Source organism: Streptomyces sp. NPDC005805 (assembly GCF_040630445.1).
Classification (GTDB): domain Bacteria; phylum Actinomycetota; class Actinomycetes; order Streptomycetales; family Streptomycetaceae; genus Streptomyces.
Genome location: NZ_JBEXXN010000001.1, coordinates 330,477 through 348,780, shown reverse-complemented (window position 1 = coordinate 348,780; position 18,304 = coordinate 330,477). Strand labels below are relative to the sequence as shown.

Below are 18,304 nucleotides of genomic sequence, written 5' to 3'. Positions count from 1 at the left end.
CCACCCGGGTCCGTACGGGCCCGGGCACGCGCGCCGCCGGCGGTCACCGCCGGCGGCGCGCCGTTCCGAACAGCGAGCGGGTGATCTCCCGGCCGAGCTGGGTGCCGACCGACCGCGCCAGGGACCTGAAGACCCCGCTGCCCGCCACCTGCTCCACGAGCGAGGGGTCCTCCTCGCGCGCGGCCTCCCGCCGCCGGCCCGCCTCCCGGCCCGATTCCTCCGGCGCGGGCGCGCTCTCCGCCGCCGCGGCCCGCTCCGCCGCCCGCTCGGCCTCCTCCTGGGCCGCGGTGAGCTTCTCGTACGCCGACTCCCGGTCCACCGCCTCGGCGTACCGCCCGTACAGCGACGAACCCCGCACGGCCGCCTCCAGGGCGGCCGGGTCGACGGGGGCCATCAGGGAGGACGGGGCGCGCAGCCGGGTGGCCGCGACCGGGGTCGGGGCGCCGCTCTCGCCGAGCACCGTCACCACCGCCTCGCCCGTGCCGAGCCCGGTCAGCACCCGGTCCAGCTCGTAGGGCGAGTCCGGGAAGGTCCGCACCGTCGCCTTCAGGGCCTTGGCGTCGTCCGGGGTGAAGGCCCGCAGCGCGTGCTGCACCCGGTTGCCGAGCTGCCCCAGCACCTCCGCCGGGACGTCGCCGGGGGTCTGCGTCACGAAGAAGATCCCCACGCCCTTGGAGCGGATCAGCCGGACCGTGCGCACCACCGACTCCAGAAAGGCCTTGGAGGCGTCCGCGAAGAGTAGATGCGCCTCGTCGAAGAAGAAGACCAGCTTCGGCTTCTCCACGTCCCCGACCTCCGGGAGGTCGTGGAAGAGGTCCGCGAGCAGCCACATCAGGAAGGTGGAGAAGAGCTGGGGCTTGTCCTGGACGGCGGGCAGCTCCAGCACGGACACCAGGCCGCGCCCGTCGGGGGCGGTGCGCAGCAGGTCCGCCGTGTCGAACTCCGGCTCGCCGAAGAAACCGGACGCCCCCTGCTGCTCGAAGGCGGTGATCGAGCGCAGGATCACCCCGGCGGTCGCCGTGGACAGTCCGCCGATCCCCTTGAGCTCGGCCTTCCCCTCGCCGGAGACGAGGAAGGCGACCACGGCCCGCAGGTCCTTGAGATCGACCAGTTCCAGACCCTTGGCGTCGGCGTAGTGGAAGATCAGCCCGAGGGACTGCTCCTGGGTCCGGTTGAGCTGGAGGACCTTGGCCAGCAGCAGCGGGCCGAAGTCGGTGACGGTGGCCCGCACCGGGATGCCGGGGCCGGTGCCGCCCAGCCCGTAGAACTCGCAGGGGAAGCCCTCCGGGGCCCAGTCCTGGCCGACCTGCCCGGCCCGTTCCCGGACCTTCTCGCCGTCCCGGCCGGGCGCGGACAGCCCGGAGAGGTCGCCCTTGACGTCGGCGAGGAAGACCGGGACGCCGTGGGCGGAGAGCTGCTCGGCGATCAGCTGGAGGGTCTTGGTCTTGCCGGTGCCGGTGGCGCCCGCGACCAGGCCGTGGCGGTTGAGGACCGGCAGCGGGATGCGGACCGGTGCCCCGGGCAGGCACCCGCCGTCCCACAGGAGCGCGCCCAGTTCGAGGGCGGGGCCGTCGAAGGCGTAGCCGGCGGCGATCTCCGCGGCGGGTCCGGGGAGCCCTGCCGGGGCAGCCGGTTCGCCGCCCGTTCCCCGCGGCGCAGGCTCCTGAGCTGTCATGCCAGACCCCGTTTTCTCCGCTTCGCACACTTTTCAGCAGGATGGCACTCGCCTCTCCTGGCTGCGCCCGGAGCCTCTTGACCGGTAGGCTTTCCGTGTGATCTTCAAGCGCATCGGCAACGGGCGGCCCTACCCCGAGCACGGCCGGGAAAGCACCCGGCAGTGGGCGGACGTCGCGCCGCGCCCGGTCCGCCTCGATCAGCTCGTGACCACCAAGGGACAGCTGGACCTGGAAACGCTGCTCGCCGAGGACTCGACCTTCTACGGCGACCTCTTCGCCCATGTCGTGAAGTGGCAGGGCGACCTCTACCTGGAGGACGGCCTGCACCGCGCGGTACGGGCCGCGCTGCAGCAGCGCCAGGTGCTCCACGCCCGGGTGCTCGAACTCGGCTGACCCCTTACGGGTGAATGGCCCCCCGCGCGCGCCGGGGCCGCCCCCGGGCATGTCCGGCGGCACCCCGGCCGGGCCGCCGCTGATCCTTTCGAGTCTGTTCACCACCGGACGGACGCAGTGAGCTGATCGTTTAGTAGGCACGGCGTCCGGTGCGCACTACGCTGCGCCCATGAGCATGCTCACTCCCCCCGGCATGGGCGGAAAGTACCGCATCACGGGCGACAAATACCCGCGGATGCGACGCCCCCGGAACCGCCGCAGGATCGTCTTCGCGGCACTCGCCGCCGTGGTCGCGCTCGGCCTCGCCGGCTGGGGCACGACACAGCTCGTCCACGCGTTCACCGGCGGCGACGGCGGCAAGTCGTCGGCCACCGCCAAGAGCCGCGACTGCAAGCCCGCCCCCACCCCCTCCGCCGCGCCGCCCCCGCCGAAGCCCGGCGCCGTCACGGTGAACGTCTACAACGCGACCCCGCGCAGCGGGCTCGCCAAGGCCACCGCCGACGAGCTGAAGAAACGTGGCTTCAGGATCGGGAAGGTCGGCAACGCGACCCCCGAGTACGACAAGAAGGTCCCCGGCACCGCCGTCCTCCTCGGCGGCAGCACGGCACAGGAGGGCCCCTTCCGGGTGCTGGGCACCCAGCTCGTGGGCACCCAGCTCAAGACCGACACCCGCAAGACCGCCGACATCGACCTGATCATCGGCACCGCGTACAAGAACCTCTCCACGAAGAAGGACGCGGACACCGCCCTGGCCGCTCTGACCAGGCCCGCGCCCGCGCCCTCCGGGAAGTGCTGAGGACGGGCCCGCGGCCTGCGCCGCGGGCTCCGCTGTGCCGCTACTCGGCGGCCCCGTACATGCGGTCGCCCGCGTCGCCGAGCCCGGGGACGATGTAGCCGTTCTCGTTGAGCCGCTCGTCGACGGAGGCGGTGACCACGGTCACCGGGGTGCCGGCCAGCTCGCGCTCCATGACCTCGACGCCCTCCGGGGCGGCGAGCAGCACGACCGCGGTCACATCGTCCGCGCCGCGCCTGATCAGCTCCCGGATCGCGGCGACCAGGGTGCCGCCCGTCGCCAGCATCGGGTCGAGGACGTAGACCTGGCGGCCCGAGAGGTCCTCGGGCATCCGGGTCGCGTACGTGGACGCCTCCAGCGTCTCCTCGTTGCGGATCATGCCGAGGAAGCCCACCTCGGCCGTCGGCAGCAGCCGCACCATGCCGTCCAGCATGCCGAGGCCGGCGCGCAGGATCGGGACCACCAGGGGGCGGGGGTGGGACAGCTTGACGCCGGTCGTGCCCGTCACCGGGGTCTCGACGTCGACCTGCTCGGTGCGCACGTCCCGGGTGGCCTCGTAGGCGAGCAGGGTGACCAGCTCGTCGGCGAGGCGCCGGAAGGTCGGGGAGTCGGTGCGCCGGTCGCGCAGTGTGGTGAGTTTGTGCGCCACCAGCGGGTGGTCGACGACATGGATCCGCATGGGCCCCACAGTAGCCCGCGCTCGCATCAACCCGGGTGCCGGAGGGAAGGTGGTGGGGTACCCCGGCCGCGTGACCGGGGCGGACGCGGCATTCGTGGGGTGGTGAGACCGATGGCTCAGTCCGAGGCGGCGGGCGAGGAACAGCCCGAGTCCGACGCGGAACGCCGCAGGCGACGCGCCCAGTTCCTGCGCGAGCTGAACGAGGCCAAGGCGCTGCGCGACCGCGTCCAGCCCCGGCGGGCCCGGGCCGCCCGGATGCGCCAGCAGATGCGGATGCGCACCTTCCGCTGGTGACCCGGGCGCCGTCCGGCGGTGCCCGTACCGTGCCCCCGTCGGGGCGGTCCGGCAGAACTGATGGCCGACGCAACGACGGAAGACCTCTCGCGAAGCGGTTGTTTCTGCCACGATGCCGATTGGGCGGGGCACGACGCAGCGCTTCGCCGGTCGTCACACCTCTGATCAGTGGGAGAGTCACGGTGTACTTCGCCGCACTGCTCGCGCGCACTCACGACGGGTGGCAAGCGAGCGACACAGAGCTCGACGATGTGGAGACCCTGTCGGATCTGACCGACCTGGCCCGGGACGCCTCGGTGGACGAGGACACGGTGCTCGTCTTCATCGAACAGGAGGACGCCTGGTTCGGCGTCATCCGGATCGAGGGCGAGGAGGACCCTCGTATCTATGTCTCGGACGCGGCCGCGGCCGCGCGCTCCTCCTACGGGGAGATCCTCACCAACGAACTGCTCGGCGGGGACGACGATCCCGCCGACGCCCTCGACGCACTGGACCTGGACGGAACCGAGGACGGCGAGCCGGAGGAGACCGACGCGGACGGCGACGCCGCCCGGGACGAGTCGGTGCCGGCCGGCCCGGTGGGCGACCACACGATCCTCGCGGACCTCGGGCTCGGCGAGAAGGAGTTGCTGACCCTGGAGACCGAGGCCCTGCCCGAGATCGCCGAGGCCATCGGCGCGGGCGAGATCCTGGAGACCGTCCGCTGACGTCCCCGCGATGACCGAACCGCCCCTTCCCGAACCCATCGTCCCCGACCCCACCGCTCCCGACCCCCCTGCGGATCCGCACCCCGGCAGGGACGACCCGGGCGCCGCACCGGATCCGGGCGCCGCGCGCCTCGGTGACACCGGACCGCCCGCCGGGGGCCCCTCCGGTGGCGAACCGCCCACCACGGATGCGCTGGTGCGCGCGCCGTGGGAGGCGGCCATGCGGGCCGCCCTCGACGAGGCCGCGCGGGCGGCCGAGGGCGGGGACGTGCCGGTCGGCGCCCTCGTCATCGGCCCCGACGGCACGCTCCTGGCCACCGGGCACAACGAGCGCGAGGCGACCGGCGACCCGACCGCGCACGCCGAGGTGGTGGCGCTGCGCCGGGCCGCCGCCCGGCTCGGCGAGTGGCGGCTGACGGGCTGCACGCTCGTCGTCACCCTGGAGCCCTGCACGATGTGCGCCGGTGCGCTCCAGCAGTCCCGGCTGGACCGCGTGGTCTACGGCGCGCGCGACGAGAAGGCGGGCGCGGCGGGCTCCCTCTGGGACCTGCTGCGCGACCGCCGCCTCAACCACCGCCCGGAGGTGATCGCCGGGGTGCTGGAGGAAGCCTGCTCCGCCCAGCTCACCCGCTTCTTCCGGGAGCGTCCGGCACGCTCCTGACCTGCTCCTTCCCGGGGCGGCGGGGCAGGCAGGCGCGTGGTGTGCGCCCTCGCGGGCAAACCGATTTCAGAGCAGGGCCCGGTGTGGGCTAGGATCTCTCCCGGTAGCGTGTCCGAGCGGCCGAAGGAGCTCGCCTCGAAAGCGAGTGTGGCGCAAGTCACCGAGGGTTCAAATCCCTCCGCTACCGCAGGTAGACGAAGGGTCCGGCTCATCGAGCCGGACCCTTCGTGCATCTCCGTCTCAGTTTCCGTCTCAGTTGACCGATCGAGCGCAGAAAAATACCCACCGCCTGGGCGCCCTGCGCCCTACGCTCACGGGGTGGATCGCGACTGGATGCGTCAGCGACTCGAAGCGTTCGCTGACCTCATTACCGAGTACTGGAACGTCCGGAAGGTCAGCGGCGACACGTCTGACACGCAGATGCGACTGTACGAAGCCGAGCCCACAGTCGTAAGGATCTTGCGCGCCATCGATCCCCGGATTGCCGAGTCTGGCGTGTTGCAGGAGAGCGAATGGGGAGGGCTGGCCATCGGCGAGCCCGACGTCAGGCGCGGGATGGGCATCCTGGCAGACATGGACGAGTGGACAACTCGCTTGGCGCCAGATGCACCGTCCCTGCCGGCCGACGGCTTCCACGCGTGGGTGTGGGACGCCGCTCGAACCTTTTGGGAGTCCAAGCACTACCGAGCCGCCGTTCATGCCGCTGCCACATCGATCAACGCTCACCTACAGGACAAGCTGGGTCGGCGAGACCTGTCGGACGCGAAACTGGTTCAGGAAGCTTTCAGCGACAAGGCGCCGGAGACAGGCAAACCCCGGCTTCGGATACCTGGCGATCAGACAGACCCAGGCGTTCAGACACGACAGCGGGGCGCTCTACAGCTTGGTCAGGGTGCCTACTTCGCCCTCCGAAACCCTGCCGCCCATGAAACCGGTGACTTGACCGAGCAAGAGGCTCTAGAGCAGTTGGCCACGTTCAGCGTCGTCGCTCGGCTTATCGATCAATGCCAGGTCGCGAAGTAGGCGGATTGGGGCAGGTCGGGAGACCTGCCCCAATCGCTCACCCGACAGGTGTGAGCGCTCCATTAGCTCCGTCTTGGCCGTCATCGGGATCATCTCGGTCCGGCTTCCAGATGAGCCCGTCAACCTGTCGGGCTACGTCCACCCGAACGGTGTCCACCATGTGTTGGTACCGAGCGGCCATCGCTGTGGTCGACCACCCCATGAGGCCCATGACGGCCCGTTCCGAGACTCCGAGGATCAGCAGCACCGTAGCGGCGGTGTGTCGGGCGTCGTGCAACCGGCCGTCCCTCACCTTGGCGTCGGTCAGCAGTGCCTTCCAGTCGTCGTAGTCGGTGCGGGGCGGGGTGCCGCGCCCGTCCGGGGTAGCAAACAGCCAACCCTCATCTGTCCACTTCTCCCCTGCTGCCGCACGTTCGGCGTCCTGCTTCGCGCGGTGAACCCGGAGCAGGTCAACGAGCTGTGCGGGCAGGCCGACCGACCGTCGGCCCGCACGGGATTTCGTGTCGGCCGTCTCTGGGTTGGTGCGTTGACGCTGCGGGCAGTACCCGGCCTTTCGGCCGCACGTGGCGCCGCATCCGTGGGCGTATCGCGGTCGGCGCCGGCTACGGCGAACCATCAGAACACCGCGTTCCATGTCCACGTCGGCCCACTTGAGACCCAGCGCCTCCCCCTGTCGCAGACCGAGGGCGAGGGCGACAGCCCAGCGAGCGGAGTTGCGTCGGTCATCGGCGGCCCGCAAGAGCCGCTTGACCTCCTCGACGGTGAACGGCTCGATCTCCTCCTCACTGACGCGGGGCGCCTTGGCAAGCTGCACCGGATTGCGGGTGAGGTGGCCACGCCGGACCGCCTCATTGAGCGCAGTGCGGAAGGTGCGGTGAATCTGGTGAATCGTGCCGGCCCGTCGGCCGTCCGCCTGCATGCGTCCGTAGAAGCGCTCGATGTGCTCCGGCCCAAGCTTGTCGAGACGGTGAGCCCCGAGCGCGGGGATCAGGTGCTTCCGCACGGCGACGCCGTACCCGACCATCGTGTTCTCGTTGACGGCGAGCGGGGCGATGGTCTCGACCCAGTGGGTCAGCCACGCTTCGACCGTCCAGGCGCGCCCCGCCTTGCCCACCGACCCGCCGTCACGCTGCTTCTCCAGCTCACGGACCGCTGCCGTCACCTCGGCGCGGGTCTTGCGTTCGACGTGGCGGCGGTCCGGTCGGCCGTCGTCACGGATGCCCACGGTCACGCGGCCGTGCCACTTGCCGTCTTTGCCCAGGTAGATGGATGAGCGGCCGTTCGGCTGTCGTGTGCGCTTCTTGTCCTCCGCCACAGGCGGACTCCTTCGAATTGAGGTAAAAGCAGCCGGGGCACCACCCGATGAGGCGGTGCCCGGGTACGGGACGGATCAGGCGGCGCGCTGCTCGGCGCGGCGGCGGGCGAGGTAGGCGGCCGGGGCGTCGGCAGGGACGCGCCGTAGTCCGCCGATGGTCAGGGACTCCAGTTCTCCGGTGCGGATGAGGGCAAAGCAGGTGGTGCGACCGATGCGGAGGCAACGCGCGGCCTCTTCGACGGTCAGGAGCACGGGGGCCGGGTCGCCGGCCTCAGCAGGGGGTGTGATCTCCACGGCGGCGGTGCTCATGGAAGGTCTCCTCTAGGACGGTCCGTCGGGGGTCCCTCTGAGGGCCGCTACTTCCGCTACCGCCGCTACCGCGCAGGTCAGGGGCCTGTTGGAGGTAGCGGGAAGGGGTAGCGGTAGCGGATCGGTAGCGGGGCGGTAGCGGCAACCGGCTCCGGTTACCGCTACCGTGTTGTTGCTGGTCAGGCCATGTTTTCGGTGCCCGGTAGCGGAGGTAGCGGACTTTCCGGGGGAGGGGGGCAGTAGCGGGCCCACGCGTCCCACAGATCGGCGGCGTAGTAGCCCTTGAGGACGCTCCCGGCGGTCTTGATGTTGCGGGAGGCGATCGGCTCGTTGTCCGCCGTCATGTACTCCGCGAGCATCCGACCCAGGCGCCGGTTGTCGAGCGGCTTGCCGTGCAGGTCCGCCCACGGAGCGTCGTCCAGAGCGTTCAGCCGGTCCAGGATCGCGACCGTGGGAAGCCGGTCGATGCCGACCATGACGTGGTCGCGCAAGTCGGTCAGCAGCCTGACTCCGAGGCTGCCTTTGTCGTTGACCTTGGACGCGGTTACCAGGGCGACGCAGGCTTCGCGCGCCCGGTCGGGCCAGTCCCCACCGGCGGCGTCCGCGATCGCGAGCAGCGGTTCCCACACGTCCGCCGGCCGGTCGGTGACCCCGTCGGGCATGTCGGGCCACGCTCCCACGACGGACGCGCGAGCCTGCTCTGCCCAGGTGGCGAGCCGGTCACGGAGCTTGTGCCCCTCGGCCTCGTGGACGCGGGCCCGGAAGGGTTCCACCTTCTCGTTGCGGGCCCGTCGGCGCATGCGGATGACGACAGCCCGGCTCATGATCGTGTCGGGCAGGGAGCCGAGACCGGCAACCGCGACCGCGCAGTACGAGGGGAACGCCTGCACGGTCTGCTGCCCGCCGTCCCCGATGCACCGGTAGGTGACCCCGGTGCGGCGGTGGCCGGCGTTGAGGAAGCCGCGCAGTTCCTCGTTGTCTCCCGCTTTGGGCCCGAAGACCGTGTCGATCTCGTCGAACAGGATGGTGGGCTTGCCGTTGCCTGCCGACACGGAGCGGAACAGGGCGGCGGCGGACGCGTTGACGGCGGTCATGGGCTGCGGGACGAGCGTTTCCACGATCTCCAGTGCCCGCGTCTTCCCGGACCCCGGTTCGGGGGACAGGAAGGCGATACGGGGGGTGGAGTCGAAGCAGTCGAGCAGGTGAGCGTGCGCGTCCCACAGTGTCACGGCGACGAACGCGGCCTCGTGGGGGAAGACGTTGAAGCGGCGGTGGAAGGCTTCCACCTCGTTGAGCAGCGTGGCGCCGTCGATGGCGGTCATGCGGCGTGCCTCCCTTCACACGGCGGGACTGGCGCCCCGGTGCAGGCGGAGCGGTGGGCGTCGTACTCGGTGACCAGTGCGGCGACGGCGGCCGGGCCGGTGGCGGTGCCGGTCAGCCCGCAGGCGCAGGCGTAGGCGGCACTGGGCAAGGCGCCGTGGCGAGTCGACCAGCGGGCGCCGTCGTAGTGGTGCCGGTAGACCGGCGGGGCGAAGATCCGGATACCGGGCGCGTCCGGGGTCGGGTCGCCCCCGGGCCGGACCTGGGACCGGTTCGAGAGAAGAGCAGTTACGACGCCCTTGCGGGCGGCGCCTGTCGGCTCGCCCACGCCCGTCGTGTCCACAGGCTGTGGAGCGGCTTTCGGACCGTTGGTGGTCGGGGTTGGGCAATCCAGGGCGGGGGGAGTGGGGGTCGTCATGCCGCCTCCCTCGGGGTGGCATGGGCGATGACCCAATCCAGTGCGCTACGGATGGTCGTGCGGCACTCGGCCGGCGGCAGGCCGGTAGCCTCCCCCGCCCCCTGGATTGCCTGCTCCGCCACATCGCGCGGGAGGTCGCCCCACGCGACGAACCGTGCGACCTTGCAGGCGCTCTTGTGCAGGGTGCTGTTGCGCCCGCCGTCGGTCGCGGCGGCGATGACCGCGCATTCGCGTTCCAGCGCCACCCGCGCGGCGCGTGTGCCGTCATGGACCCGCACGGGCACCGGGGCGGGCCGGTCCGGCTGCGTGAGCAGCTCGGCGAGCCAGCCCGGCAGTTCCGCGACAGGCGCGTCACAGGCGATCTCGTATGTGCCGTCCGAGGTGGTGCTGCCGGGGGCGACGACGTAGCCACCCCAGGCGCGGGTGTCGATGTGCGGTCCGAGACGGTCAACGCTGCACTTCAACCGTGCCCCGGTGGGGGCGGTGAAGTAGAGGTGTTCACCGCGCGCGGTCCGCACCCGGTAGGTGTCGGGGAGCACCTGTCCGGCGCGCTCGCAGAGCGCTTGCAACGAAGTGGCGCCGTCAGGCGCTCCTTTCGGCTCTTCCGCCTTGACCGGGTCCAGGTCAATGACGAGCAACCCCGCCGGGCCCGTCGCGATCCCCACGTTGTAGGGCCGGTGGGCCCACGCGGCGTGGATCAGGTCCGGGTCGGTGGTCGCTCGCTCTTCGGGGGTGCGGTGCCCGCCCGTGCACCGGCCGGTGCGGGGGCAGGCCCGTTCGGCGTGTCCAGCCGGGCGCTTACTGCCGGGGTGCAGGGGGATGACGGGCCAGCCGCGTTCGGCCGCCGTGAGCGCGGACGCGAGCAGCGGCAGACACGCCAGATCCACCGTGGCGACGCTGGTCATGCCGCCACCCCCAACGCGGGCCTGGCCGTGGTGGCACCGAGCAGCCAGCCGTAGGCGTGGTGGGCTTGGCGGGGCACGACGCCGTTGCCGAGGATCTTCAGTTGTTCCTTGCGGGGGATGCCGGGCACGGCGGTGACCCAGCCGGCGGGCAGGCCCATCATCCACTCGGTGAACAGCGGGGACAGGCGCCGGTTTCCGCGCATGCCCGGTTCGGTCGGGCACGGTGCCGGCCTGCCGGTGATGCGCTCCCAGCGGCGGATCGCGGGCCCGAAGTCGGTGCCGTCGCTCGCCACCCACCGTTCGTCGAGCGGCACGGGCCCGGTGCTGGTGTCAATGCCGGCGAGCAGGTTCACGGCCACCTCGTTGAGCGGCCGGGCGTTGCGGTCGAGCAGGTTCGACGCGCCGGACTTCCAGTCGCGGGCCGCCGGTGTGGGCAGCAGGCTCACGACTCCCGGGGCGCAGGGAGCTTGGTCACCGCTGTGCGGAGGTTCATTCCGCCCTTGCGCTTCGGCGAGGTTCCGGGGCCGCCAGTGCCGTCCGAGCTGGTGGGGGTCGGCATCAGCGGGATGGGCAAGGGCGAACCAGCGGTCGCGTTCGTGCGGGGCGCCGGTTTCGGGGTCACCAGCGCGTACGCATGTCCACCGGAGGTCATACCGGATCGCGGCCAGGTCCGCGGCGACGACGTCCAGCCCCCGCGAGCGGAGCGCCGCCACGTTTTCCAGGAAGACGAGGCGCGGTCGAAGGACGCCCACAGCCTCAGCGACGTTTTTCCAGACCCGCGACCACTGCCCATTGATCCCGTCCCTTCGTCCAGCGTTCGAGGTGTTGCGGCAGGGGAAACCGGCGCCGATCACGTCCGGCCGGAACACGTCCCGGACCTGGTCCCAGTCGACGTCGCGGATATCCCCGAGATTGGGCACCCCGGGGTGCCGGTGGGCGAACACGGTCGCGGCGTGCGGGTCGTTCTCGGCGAACGCGGCGACCTGGCCGCCGATGCGGGCACGGATCGCGGCCTCCAAGCCGCCGTAGCCGGCGCACAGGGCGACGATCGTCGGCGGCGCACCGGGCACTCGCCGGATGGTGGTGGGTTGCGTCATGCTGGGAGACCTCCACAGGTCCGTTGGATGGCAGGTGGAAGGCGGCGGCCCCGGTTCTTGGCGGAAGGGGGCCGCCTCCGTCGTTGTGCGGGTGGTCAGGCGGCGGCGGACTCGTCGCCGCGCGTGACGGTCAGGAAGCCGTCCGAGGTGCGGACGACGGTGCCGCTCGTGGTCAGCGCCTTGATGGCCTTGGACACGGCGCCCTTGGACAGGCCCGTGAGCGTCACCAGGTCCTTCTGTCGGACCGGTTCGTCGGCGGTCTCGATGGCCTTGAGTACGCGGGCGGCGGCGCCGTCCGTTGCGGGTGCCGCCTCGGGCGCGGTGTCCTTGACGAGGGTGAGCGTCGGGACGCCCGCGGCTTCCACCGTGGGAGCCGTGCTGCGGGACCACGGGGTGCGGTCGGGCAGGGCGATGACCACGGACTTGTCCATGTAGCGGACCTTGACGGGGTCGGGCTTGCGCTTGCCGTCCCGGATCAGCGCCACACCGGGCACGGGCAGCTCGTCGGCGTTCCATCCCTTGGCCTGTGCGTCCTCGCCGAGGACGACGCGGGCTTCGGCGGGGGTGCGCACGGCGAGGCAGATGGAGACGCCGATCTGTGGGGCGATCTGCTTGGGGATGCCGTCGTTGATGGTGGGCTTCTGCGTCATCCACCACAGGTCGATGCACGCCGCCCGCCCCATCCGGGCGATGGACTCCAGCGCGGGCAGCGCGGACCGCTTGACCGTGCGCGTCTTCCCCTCGCCGGTCTCGACCTCGTAGGGGACGCCGTCGGCGGCGGTCATGACTTCGGCGCCCTCGTCGACCACGACCGTGATGCGGGGCCGGTCGGCGGTGGGGGTCCAGGTGTCCTGTCCCTTGGGCAGGATGGAGAGCCGGTCCAGCATCTCCGTCTCCAGCTCGTCGGTCACGTCGATGACCTCGTGCGGGGTGGAGGCGACGCGGGCCCGGTGGTCCCACAACCGGCCTTCCACGCGCTTGAGGTCGATGATGACGAGCGCGTTCGTCGCGCCCTCGGACGCGTCGTAGAGCAGCGGCCGGGACGCCACCGACTTGCCCGCACCGGAGCGGCCGGCGATGAGCAGCCGTTCCCCGAGCGGCACGGTCACCTGCTCGCCGGTCACGGTGTCGATGCCGAGCGAGCGCCGCTCGGGCGTCCAGGTCAGGTCGTCGCCGTCGGCCGCGCTGCGGGTGCGCAGGATCAGTTCGGCCCAGCCGCCCTGCTTGCCCGCCTTGACCTGCATGCGCAGGCTCGTGCGGGCCCCGAGCAGCGCGCGGATGTGGTCCTCGGCCGTGCGGAGTTTGATTGCGGTCCATGTGCCGTCGAGCCGGACGGCGCACACGATCCCGGCCTCGGTCAGCCGGGGTCGGCCGGTCAGTGTCCCGGCGAGGCCGCGCTGTTCGGCGTGCTCTTTCCAGTGCTGCGGCTGAAGCCGCTTGAGCAGCGCCGACTCTTCAGCGGTGGGCTTGAGTCCGGTCGTGTCGCGCTCGCGCACCGCGATCCACACGGACAGGGCGGTGACGGCGGCGACCACGGCGACGGCCGACCACACCCACACGCGGGCGGAGACCTGCGGCAGCCACACGTAACCGGCCGTGCCGAGGGCGGCGGTGGTCTTGGTGGCGAACAGCCACATCGGGTCCGGGACGCGCCGCTTGGCCGTGCGCAGCTCGCGCTCGGCCCGGTGGCGCAGGGAGGTGACGCCCTCGGGGTCGACGGCGCGGGCGGTGGCCAGCGCACGGCGGGCGTCCCGGACGAGCGGCTTGCGCTCGGCCCGCAGGGCGGAACGGCGTTCGGCTTCCTTGCGCCACCGGTCGGCGGTCCAGCGGGCGGCAGTGGCGGCGTACTGGCGATGTGTACGCCAGACTTGAGACTGACTCACGAGTCCTCATTTCCGGGGTTGGTGGGTTGGTGGTGACGGGCCCTGCGACGGCCCGTCACCACACGCGCGTGTTACGCGGAGTGAGCAGGTTTCCGGTTTCCTGGTTTTCGAGGCGGCCCCTACGCGTGTGCGCGCGAGGACGGAAACTTCCGTCACCCTGCGTCGCTACGGGGCCCGTGGCGGCCGAACAGCCTTCCGGGGGTCAAACCCCACCCGGAAGGCCCCTCGAACGCCCTACGAGCCGCCTACGGCCTCGGGCTGCTTCAGCGGCTCCTTCGGCCGCGTCGGCCGGTGCTCTTGCCGCCGTCCGCGACGGAGCGGACGACGGTGACGACGGACCAACCGAGCACGAGCGCGATGAACGCGAGGATCGCCAGGTTCGCGGCGATGGCGGTCAGGGCGCCGACGAGCAAGGGGCCGAAGTAGACGCCGGCCGCGACCGCACCGGCACCGACACCGGAGCCGAGCGCGACGCGCTGCACCGTGCGGTCCGGCGGCGCCTGGTGGACGTGCACCACCTGCGGTCCGGTGGGCTGCTGTGCGGGAAGGGCGGTGGGGTCGGCGTAGACGTGGCTGCCGTCGGGGAGCTGCACGACGGTCAACGGGCGGTGTGCGGGGAGCTGTTCCATGACGCACCCTCCGGGGCGTTGTCGGGGAAAGCGCAGGTCGTGCAGGTGCCGAGCGACGGCGGGATGACGTATCCCGCGTCGCGGCGGCACTCGGGGCAGGTGCGGCGGGCGGCGTTGGCCTTGGCCAGAGCCGCCCACCGGGCCGGGGTCATCGGCCGCACCGGCTTCGCACGGTCGACGCGGTACAGGTAGGCCACCAGCGGCCCCCGCCGGCGGCGCGGCCGTTCGAGCTGCGCGGCCACCTCCTGACCACCGGGCCGAAGCCCGGCAGCGCGGAGCTGGCGGCGAGTGGCGTAGCCCTCGGGAGCGAGACGCCACCGGTAGACGGGCAGGGCACCCATCACTGACCCGCAATCGCGAGATCAGCGCGGCGGTCCGCGCCGGGGTCGCGGTGCTCGGCGTAGCGGTGGGAGACCCACCCGACCGACCAACCGCACAGCTCCGCAGCCGCCCGCACCGACATGTCCGACGCGAACGCGGCGGCCACGATCCGGCGCGCCTCATCCTCCGGAAGCTTCCCGTCGGCCGGCCCCCGGTTCAGCAGCGCGGCGCGTTCACGGGCCGCACGCTCCTCGCGCTCACGGCGTTCACGCTCCGCCTGCTCGGCCCGCTCGCGCCGCTCGACCTCAGCCCGCTCCCGGGCCTGCTGTTCACGCGCGAGCCGCTCCTGTTCACGCTGTTCACGCTCGCGTTCACGGCGTTCACGCTCGGCCCGCTCGGCAGCCTCCGCACGCTCCCGCGCGGCACGCTCCTCACGGCGCTGCCGCTCCTCCCGCTCAGCCTGCTCACGGGCGAGCGAGGCTTCGTGCTCACGCTGTTCACGGGCGAGCATGGCGGCGTGCTCACGTTCCTCCCGGGCCTCGGCACGGGCCTGTGCGGCACGCTCGCGGGCCGCCTGTTCGCGCCGCTCCCGCTCGGCCCGCTCCTGCTCCTCCTGCGCCGCTACGGCGGCGGCGATGGCGCGCCGGTAGGCAAGGCTGGTCTCTGCGGTGACCATCAGCAGGAGCGGCGCCACGGAGTGGACGGCCACGCCGACCAGGTCTTTCTTCAGCGCGGAGTCGGCGGTGTTGAGGGCGAGCGTCATGAGCCCGGTCATCCACCGCAGCACGACGGGCCAGCGTCCGCCCTGCCCGCCGAGGCGGGCCAGCACGTCATCGAGCTTGACCACGATGACCACGGCGGCGTCCACCACGAGCGGCAGGATTGGCGCCGTCCAGTCCCACGCCTCGGCCGTGTGCTTCGCCATGAGCGGCGTCACGGTCAGGATGGAATAGAGCATCGCCCCGCACACGATCAGCCACGTGCCGCCGGACAGAGCGCGCTCCGCTGAACGGGTCTGAACACTGTTCACGCCGCCTCCTCGATCGGCTTCGGGGCGGGCATGTACGCGCGGCGGAACCCGTTGCCGGCGGCGTCGTAGATGAACGCCTCACACCGCCACATGGACGCGGACGGCGGGCGTTCACCGGCGGGCACCCACACCGCATCCGGGTCGGCTCCGTGGGTGGCGGTGTCGGCGTAGGCGTCCTCGCGGGAGGCGTAGATGGTGTGGGGCTCGCCGTAGTGCAGCAGCACCGTCAGCGTCTCGCCCTCACGCGGCCCACGGCTCAGGTCCTCGCGCAGCCGGCGGATTTCGATGTCCTTGCGCAGCAGCTCCTGCTGCGCGGCGGACAGCTCCGCCAACGCCCCGGACAGCAGGGCGCCCACCTCGGTCGTGGCGGCCTCGGCTCGCTCCGCGCGGTCCGTGACCGCGTACAGCTCCCGCACGTGCCGGCCGAACGCCTCGTTCGCGGCCCCGTTGGTCTGCTGGGCCTGCTCGTTCGCGGTGCGGGCCTCGTCCTCAAGCCGCGCGAGACGGGCCCGGGTGACGATGCGGATCACGCGGCACCCCCGGGCAGGCTCGCGCTGGCCGAGCGGTTGGCCAGCTCCCGGCGGGCGGCCAGCACGCGGCGGCGGGCCCGGCGGATGCGGCGGGCGTCCAGCTCGTTCGGCATATGGTCGAGGGCGATGATCTGCGCGTCGACCAGGTCGACGCCCGCGAGGATCACGGGCATCTCCTGCTCGATCGCGTCCAGCTCCGCATCCGTCGGCTCCATGAAGTCGGCGAACGCGGTAACAGCGTCCTGAACAGTGACGATGTGGTTCATGGGTCGTGGTCTCCCTAGACGGTGAAACGGCCCGAACAGCGCCCCCGGTGTTCCAGCACCGGGGGCGCGCGCCGTTGCGGTGATCAGCCGCGCGAGCCGCGCGGCACGGCCACGTAAAGCGGCCGGAGTGCCCCGGGCGAGATTCGATCTCGCGCCCTCGCGGCTGAATGCCGGGGCAACGTGCATGTCTCCTTCAGGGGTGCCGCGCCCGTACCAGGTAGCGCGGCATGACCCCGTTGTAGGCGTATGGAGACGTGACCTTTCGGTCTAAGCCCTCCCGAATGACCAGGGTCGGGTGCGCCCTCGGCCCGCTCTGTCCCGGGCCCCTTGACCCCGAATGAGCCCTGGATCAGGGCGCATTGAGGTCCGGCACCCGCTTGCCGGGCGAACCGACCGGCGGGCACATCCCTAAGGTTCCCTAGGGTTCCCTGCGGTGTCAAGCGGTAGGCTAGGGAACCTCAGGGAAGTGACGAAAAGGAGCAAGCGACATGGCAGGCCAGGCCGACAATCGGGCCCCGTACGCGAAGATTGCCGCCCACTACATGGAGCTGATTTCGTCCGGCGAGCTACAGCCGGGGACGCTCCTGCCGAGCATCAAGAACCTGTCGGAAGAGTGGAAGGTCAGCACCGCGACAGCCGAAAAGGCGCTTCGCAAGCTCCGCAATGAGGGGCTTGTGCGCGGCATCCACGGCATCGGCACCGAAGTGCTGGACCGACCGGCCCCGATGTCTTCGGGTGCCCAACGACAGGACCGGGGGCGCCGTACCGGGTCGAGCTGGGGGGCGGGCGAACGATCCGACTCGCACCAAGCCGCCGTGGTGCCGGCGCCCGCCGAAGTGGCACAGGCACTGGACATCGAGCCCGGCTCGGACGTTGTCCGGCGTAGCCGGGTGTACAGGGACCGGCACGGCATTGTGGCTCACAGCACCTCTTGGATCCCCGCCCGGTACGGCAAGCTGATCCCGCAGCTAGCAGCGAGCGAGCGCCTGACGGGGGGCACCTCGCTTCAGCTCATCGCCCAGGCGACCGGCCACCCGATCAGCCACCGCATCGACACGGCGTCCGCCCGCACACTGACGCCGGAGTACGCACGGCTCTTGGAGCTGGACCCTGACAACCCGCCTGCGGAGCCGGTGGTCGTGATGACCGCGAAGTTCGTCGACAGCGAGGGCAACATCGTGGAGTACGGCGTCGACCTCGGAGGGCCGGGCCGTACATGGCGCACAGAATCGGAGGTCACCCCGTGACAGTCGCGGACGACACGCTCGTGAGCGTGCTCGAAGACCGACTAGATGCACTGCTTGCGGCCCGCCGGACTGGCACAATCACGCCGGAAGCCGAAGCAGAGGTGGCCACCATCTCCCGAGCCATGACGAGACCGATGTCCCCACGCCCCCCGTTCTGCGTCCTGATGGCCGGGCTCCCCGGGTCAGGCAAGACCACGCTGTCCCGCACCCTCACGGATCGCGGATTCGTACGGCTGTGCCCGGATGAGGAGATGTACCGCCGGCACGGTGTCTACGGGGTCGACTTCCCCCGGGGCACCTTCCCCACCCTTGAACGGCCGGTCTTGGAAGACGTGGCGGTCGAACTGCGGGAACACCTCATGGCCGGACACGATATCGTCGTCGACCACGGCTTTTGGACTCCCGAAGATCGGGCCAAATGGCAGGCGATCGCCACCGACGCCGGGGCCGTCCCCGTCCTCGTCTACCTTGCCGCCAGCCATGAGGAACTGTGGGCGAGGATCAGCAAGCGCAACGAATTCCACGCTGACGATCCGAACTCGATCTACTTCGCGGAGAGCGACCTCCAGCGATACCGCCGCCGGTTCATACCGCCCACCGCAGATGAGCCGCACGTGTTGTACGAGGGTGACCCCACCGCCGTGATCGCGTCCGTGGAAGGGTCCGACCGCTGACCCTTTCAGAGGTAGACGCGCAGGTCAGCCGTGCCGCCCTCCGTCTCAGTTTCCGTCTCATTCAACCCCGTTCGACACCGTCCGGAGCCGTTCACACGACGCGCGAGGAACCGGGAACGAACGGGCCTGAACGA

The 18,304-nt window shown here is 71.4% G+C and carries 22 protein-coding genes and 1 tRNA gene; 9 read left to right on the top strand and 14 right to left on the bottom strand.

Annotated elements, in window-relative coordinates; genetic code table 11:
- Nucleotides 1–43 precede the first annotated feature (43 nt).
- A complete protein-coding gene (locus ABZ457_RS01615) occupies nt 44–1,675 on the bottom strand; it encodes a helicase HerA-like domain-containing protein (protein ID WP_359152644.1) in 1,632 nt (543 codons plus the stop codon).
- Nucleotides 1,676–1,772: 97 nt separating this feature from the next.
- Between ABZ457_RS01615 and ABZ457_RS01610 the strand changes: the two genes are divergently transcribed.
- Together ABZ457_RS01610 and ABZ457_RS01605 are read left to right on the top strand one after the other, a co-directional pair.
- A complete protein-coding gene (locus tag ABZ457_RS01610) occupies nt 1,773–2,069 on the top strand; it encodes a type II toxin-antitoxin system VapB family antitoxin (RefSeq protein WP_018846216.1) in 297 nt (98 codons plus the stop codon).
- Between the two features lie 193 nt (nt 2,070–2,262).
- Nucleotides 2,263–2,865 carry a LytR C-terminal domain-containing protein gene (locus tag ABZ457_RS01605; RefSeq protein WP_359152702.1) on the top strand — a complete coding sequence of 201 codons (603 nt, stop codon included), beginning with the start codon at nt 2,263–2,265 and terminating at the stop codon, nt 2,863–2,865.
- A 40-nt stretch (nt 2,866–2,905) separates the two neighbouring features.
- Here the strand turns inward: ABZ457_RS01605 and upp are convergent, their stop codons facing one another.
- A complete protein-coding gene (gene upp / locus ABZ457_RS01600) occupies nt 2,906–3,541 on the bottom strand; it encodes a uracil phosphoribosyltransferase (RefSeq protein ID WP_359152641.1) in 636 nt (211 codons plus the stop codon).
- Nucleotides 3,542–3,652: 111 nt separating this feature from the next.
- Here upp and ABZ457_RS01595 point away from each other — a divergent pair, with 111 nt between their 5' ends.
- The 5 genes from ABZ457_RS01595 to ABZ457_RS01575 all read left to right on the top strand — a co-directional run bounded on the left by ABZ457_RS01595 (nt 3,653) and on the right by ABZ457_RS01575 (nt 6,226).
- On the top strand, nt 3,653–3,835 hold the full coding sequence (locus ABZ457_RS01595; protein WP_018846213.1) for a hypothetical protein: 183 nt from the start codon (nt 3,653–3,655) through the stop codon (nt 3,833–3,835).
- Nucleotides 3,836–4,017: 182 nt separating this feature from the next.
- Nucleotides 4,018–4,542 carry a hypothetical protein gene (locus tag ABZ457_RS01590; RefSeq protein WP_359152639.1) on the top strand — a complete coding sequence of 175 codons (525 nt, stop codon included), beginning with the start codon at nt 4,018–4,020 and terminating at the stop codon, nt 4,540–4,542.
- A 220-nt stretch (nt 4,543–4,762) separates the two neighbouring features.
- Nucleotides 4,763–5,203: a tRNA adenosine(34) deaminase TadA gene (gene tadA, locus ABZ457_RS01585; protein ID WP_359152700.1), complete on the top strand. Its 441-nt coding sequence runs from the start codon at nt 4,763–4,765 to the stop codon at nt 5,201–5,203.
- Nucleotides 5,204–5,305: 102 nt separating this feature from the next.
- Nucleotides 5,306–5,390 (top strand) — tRNA-Ser (locus tag ABZ457_RS01580).
- A 131-nt stretch (nt 5,391–5,521) separates the two neighbouring features.
- A complete protein-coding gene (locus tag ABZ457_RS01575; RefSeq protein WP_359152637.1) occupies nt 5,522–6,226 on the top strand; it encodes a TIGR02391 family protein in 705 nt (234 codons plus the stop codon).
- Between the two features lie 37 nt (nt 6,227–6,263).
- Here ABZ457_RS01575 and ABZ457_RS01570 read toward each other — a convergent pair whose 3' ends face one another.
- The 12 genes from ABZ457_RS01570 to ABZ457_RS01515 form a co-directional block, all read right to left on the bottom strand.
- Nucleotides 6,264–7,541, bottom strand: a complete 1,278-nt coding sequence (locus ABZ457_RS01570) for a tyrosine-type recombinase/integrase (RefSeq protein ID WP_359152635.1) — start codon at nt 7,539–7,541, stop codon at nt 6,264–6,266.
- 75 nt (nt 7,542–7,616) lie between these two features.
- Nucleotides 7,617–7,850, bottom strand: a complete 234-nt coding sequence (locus tag ABZ457_RS01565; protein WP_359152633.1) for a helix-turn-helix domain-containing protein — start codon at nt 7,848–7,850, stop codon at nt 7,617–7,619.
- Nucleotides 7,851–8,029: 179 nt separating this feature from the next.
- Nucleotides 8,030–9,172 carry a DUF3631 domain-containing protein gene (locus ABZ457_RS01560; RefSeq protein ID WP_359152631.1) on the bottom strand — a complete coding sequence of 381 codons (1,143 nt, stop codon included), beginning with the start codon at nt 9,170–9,172 and terminating at the stop codon, nt 8,030–8,032.
- Nucleotides 9,169–9,498, bottom strand: a complete 330-nt coding sequence (locus tag ABZ457_RS01555; RefSeq protein WP_359152629.1) for a hypothetical protein — start codon at nt 9,496–9,498, stop codon at nt 9,169–9,171. Before ABZ457_RS01555 ends, ABZ457_RS01560 begins: the two co-directional genes overlap by 4 nt.
- An 86-nt stretch (nt 9,499–9,584) precedes the next feature.
- Entirely contained in the window at nt 9,585–10,493 is a 909-nt protein-coding gene (locus ABZ457_RS01550; protein WP_359152627.1) for a bifunctional DNA primase/polymerase, read from the bottom strand.
- Complete coding sequence (locus ABZ457_RS01545; RefSeq protein ID WP_359152625.1) at nt 10,490–11,590, bottom strand: DNA cytosine methyltransferase; 1,101 nt, start codon at nt 11,588–11,590, stop codon at nt 10,490–10,492. The genes ABZ457_RS01550 and ABZ457_RS01545 overlap by 4 nt, the downstream gene beginning before the upstream one ends.
- Nucleotides 11,591–11,685: 95 nt before the next feature.
- On the bottom strand, nt 11,686–13,473 hold the full coding sequence (locus ABZ457_RS01540; protein WP_359152623.1) for a MarR family transcriptional regulator: 1,788 nt from the start codon (nt 13,471–13,473) through the stop codon (nt 11,686–11,688).
- A gap of 263 nt (nt 13,474–13,736) precedes the next feature.
- A complete protein-coding gene (locus ABZ457_RS01535) occupies nt 13,737–14,102 on the bottom strand; it encodes a DUF6251 family protein (protein WP_359152621.1) in 366 nt (121 codons plus the stop codon).
- Nucleotides 14,072–14,443, bottom strand: coding sequence for an RRQRL motif-containing zinc-binding protein (locus ABZ457_RS01530; protein WP_359152619.1), 372 nt, complete (start codon nt 14,441–14,443; stop codon nt 14,072–14,074). Before ABZ457_RS01530 ends, ABZ457_RS01535 begins: the two co-directional genes overlap by 31 nt.
- Entirely contained in the window at nt 14,443–15,453 is a 1,011-nt protein-coding gene (locus ABZ457_RS01525; protein ID WP_359152617.1) for a DUF2637 domain-containing protein, read from the bottom strand. The genes ABZ457_RS01530 and ABZ457_RS01525 overlap by 1 nt, the downstream gene beginning before the upstream one ends.
- The gene (locus ABZ457_RS01520) at nt 15,450–15,983 is read right to left on the bottom strand and encodes a hypothetical protein (RefSeq protein ID WP_359152615.1); all 534 of its coding nucleotides are present in this window, start codon (nt 15,981–15,983) and stop codon (nt 15,450–15,452) included. The genes ABZ457_RS01525 and ABZ457_RS01520 overlap by 4 nt, the downstream gene beginning before the upstream one ends.
- A complete protein-coding gene (locus ABZ457_RS01515; protein ID WP_359152613.1) occupies nt 15,980–16,249 on the bottom strand; it encodes a DUF6284 family protein in 270 nt (89 codons plus the stop codon). The genes ABZ457_RS01520 and ABZ457_RS01515 overlap by 4 nt, the downstream gene beginning before the upstream one ends.
- A gap of 488 nt (nt 16,250–16,737) precedes the next feature.
- On the opposite strand from ABZ457_RS01515, the gene ABZ457_RS01510 reads away from it, so the two are divergent.
- Nucleotides 16,738–17,496 (top strand): GntR family transcriptional regulator, encoded by a 759-nt coding sequence (locus tag ABZ457_RS01510; RefSeq protein ID WP_359152611.1) that lies wholly within the window; start codon nt 16,738–16,740, stop codon nt 17,494–17,496.
- Complete coding sequence (locus ABZ457_RS01505) at nt 17,493–18,170, top strand: AAA family ATPase (RefSeq protein WP_359152609.1); 678 nt, start codon at nt 17,493–17,495, stop codon at nt 18,168–18,170. Before ABZ457_RS01510 ends, ABZ457_RS01505 begins: the two co-directional genes overlap by 4 nt.
- Nucleotides 18,171–18,304 lie beyond the last annotated feature (134 nt).

Coding starts and splice junctions, on each gene's coding strand:
- ABZ457_RS01615 (WP_359152644.1), bottom strand. CDS start 1,675: ATGACAGCTCAGGAGCCTGCGCCGCGGGGAACGGGCGGCGAACCGGCT.
- ABZ457_RS01605 (WP_359152702.1), top strand. CDS start 2,263: ATGGGCGGAAAGTACCGCATCACGGGCGACAAATACCCGCGGATGCGA.
- upp (WP_359152641.1), bottom strand. CDS start 3,541: ATGCGGATCCATGTCGTCGACCACCCGCTGGTGGCGCACAAACTCACC.
- ABZ457_RS01595 (WP_018846213.1), top strand. CDS start 3,653: ATGGCTCAGTCCGAGGCGGCGGGCGAGGAACAGCCCGAGTCCGACGCG.
- tadA (WP_359152700.1), top strand. CDS start 4,763: ATGCGGGCCGCCCTCGACGAGGCCGCGCGGGCGGCCGAGGGCGGGGAC.
- ABZ457_RS01565 (WP_359152633.1), bottom strand. CDS start 7,850: ATGAGCACCGCCGCCGTGGAGATCACACCCCCTGCTGAGGCCGGCGAC.
- ABZ457_RS01560 (WP_359152631.1), bottom strand. CDS start 9,172: ATGACCGCCATCGACGGCGCCACGCTGCTCAACGAGGTGGAAGCCTTC.
- ABZ457_RS01550 (WP_359152627.1), bottom strand. CDS start 10,493: ATGACCAGCGTCGCCACGGTGGATCTGGCGTGTCTGCCGCTGCTCGCG.
- ABZ457_RS01545 (WP_359152625.1), bottom strand. CDS start 11,590: ATGACGCAACCCACCACCATCCGGCGAGTGCCCGGTGCGCCGCCGACG.
- ABZ457_RS01535 (WP_359152621.1), bottom strand. CDS start 14,102: ATGGAACAGCTCCCCGCACACCGCCCGTTGACCGTCGTGCAGCTCCCC.
- ABZ457_RS01530 (WP_359152619.1), bottom strand. CDS start 14,443: ATGGGTGCCCTGCCCGTCTACCGGTGGCGTCTCGCTCCCGAGGGCTAC.
- ABZ457_RS01515 (WP_359152613.1), bottom strand. CDS start 16,249: ATGAACCACATCGTCACTGTTCAGGACGCTGTTACCGCGTTCGCCGAC.
- ABZ457_RS01510 (WP_359152611.1), top strand. CDS start 16,738: ATGGCAGGCCAGGCCGACAATCGGGCCCCGTACGCGAAGATTGCCGCC.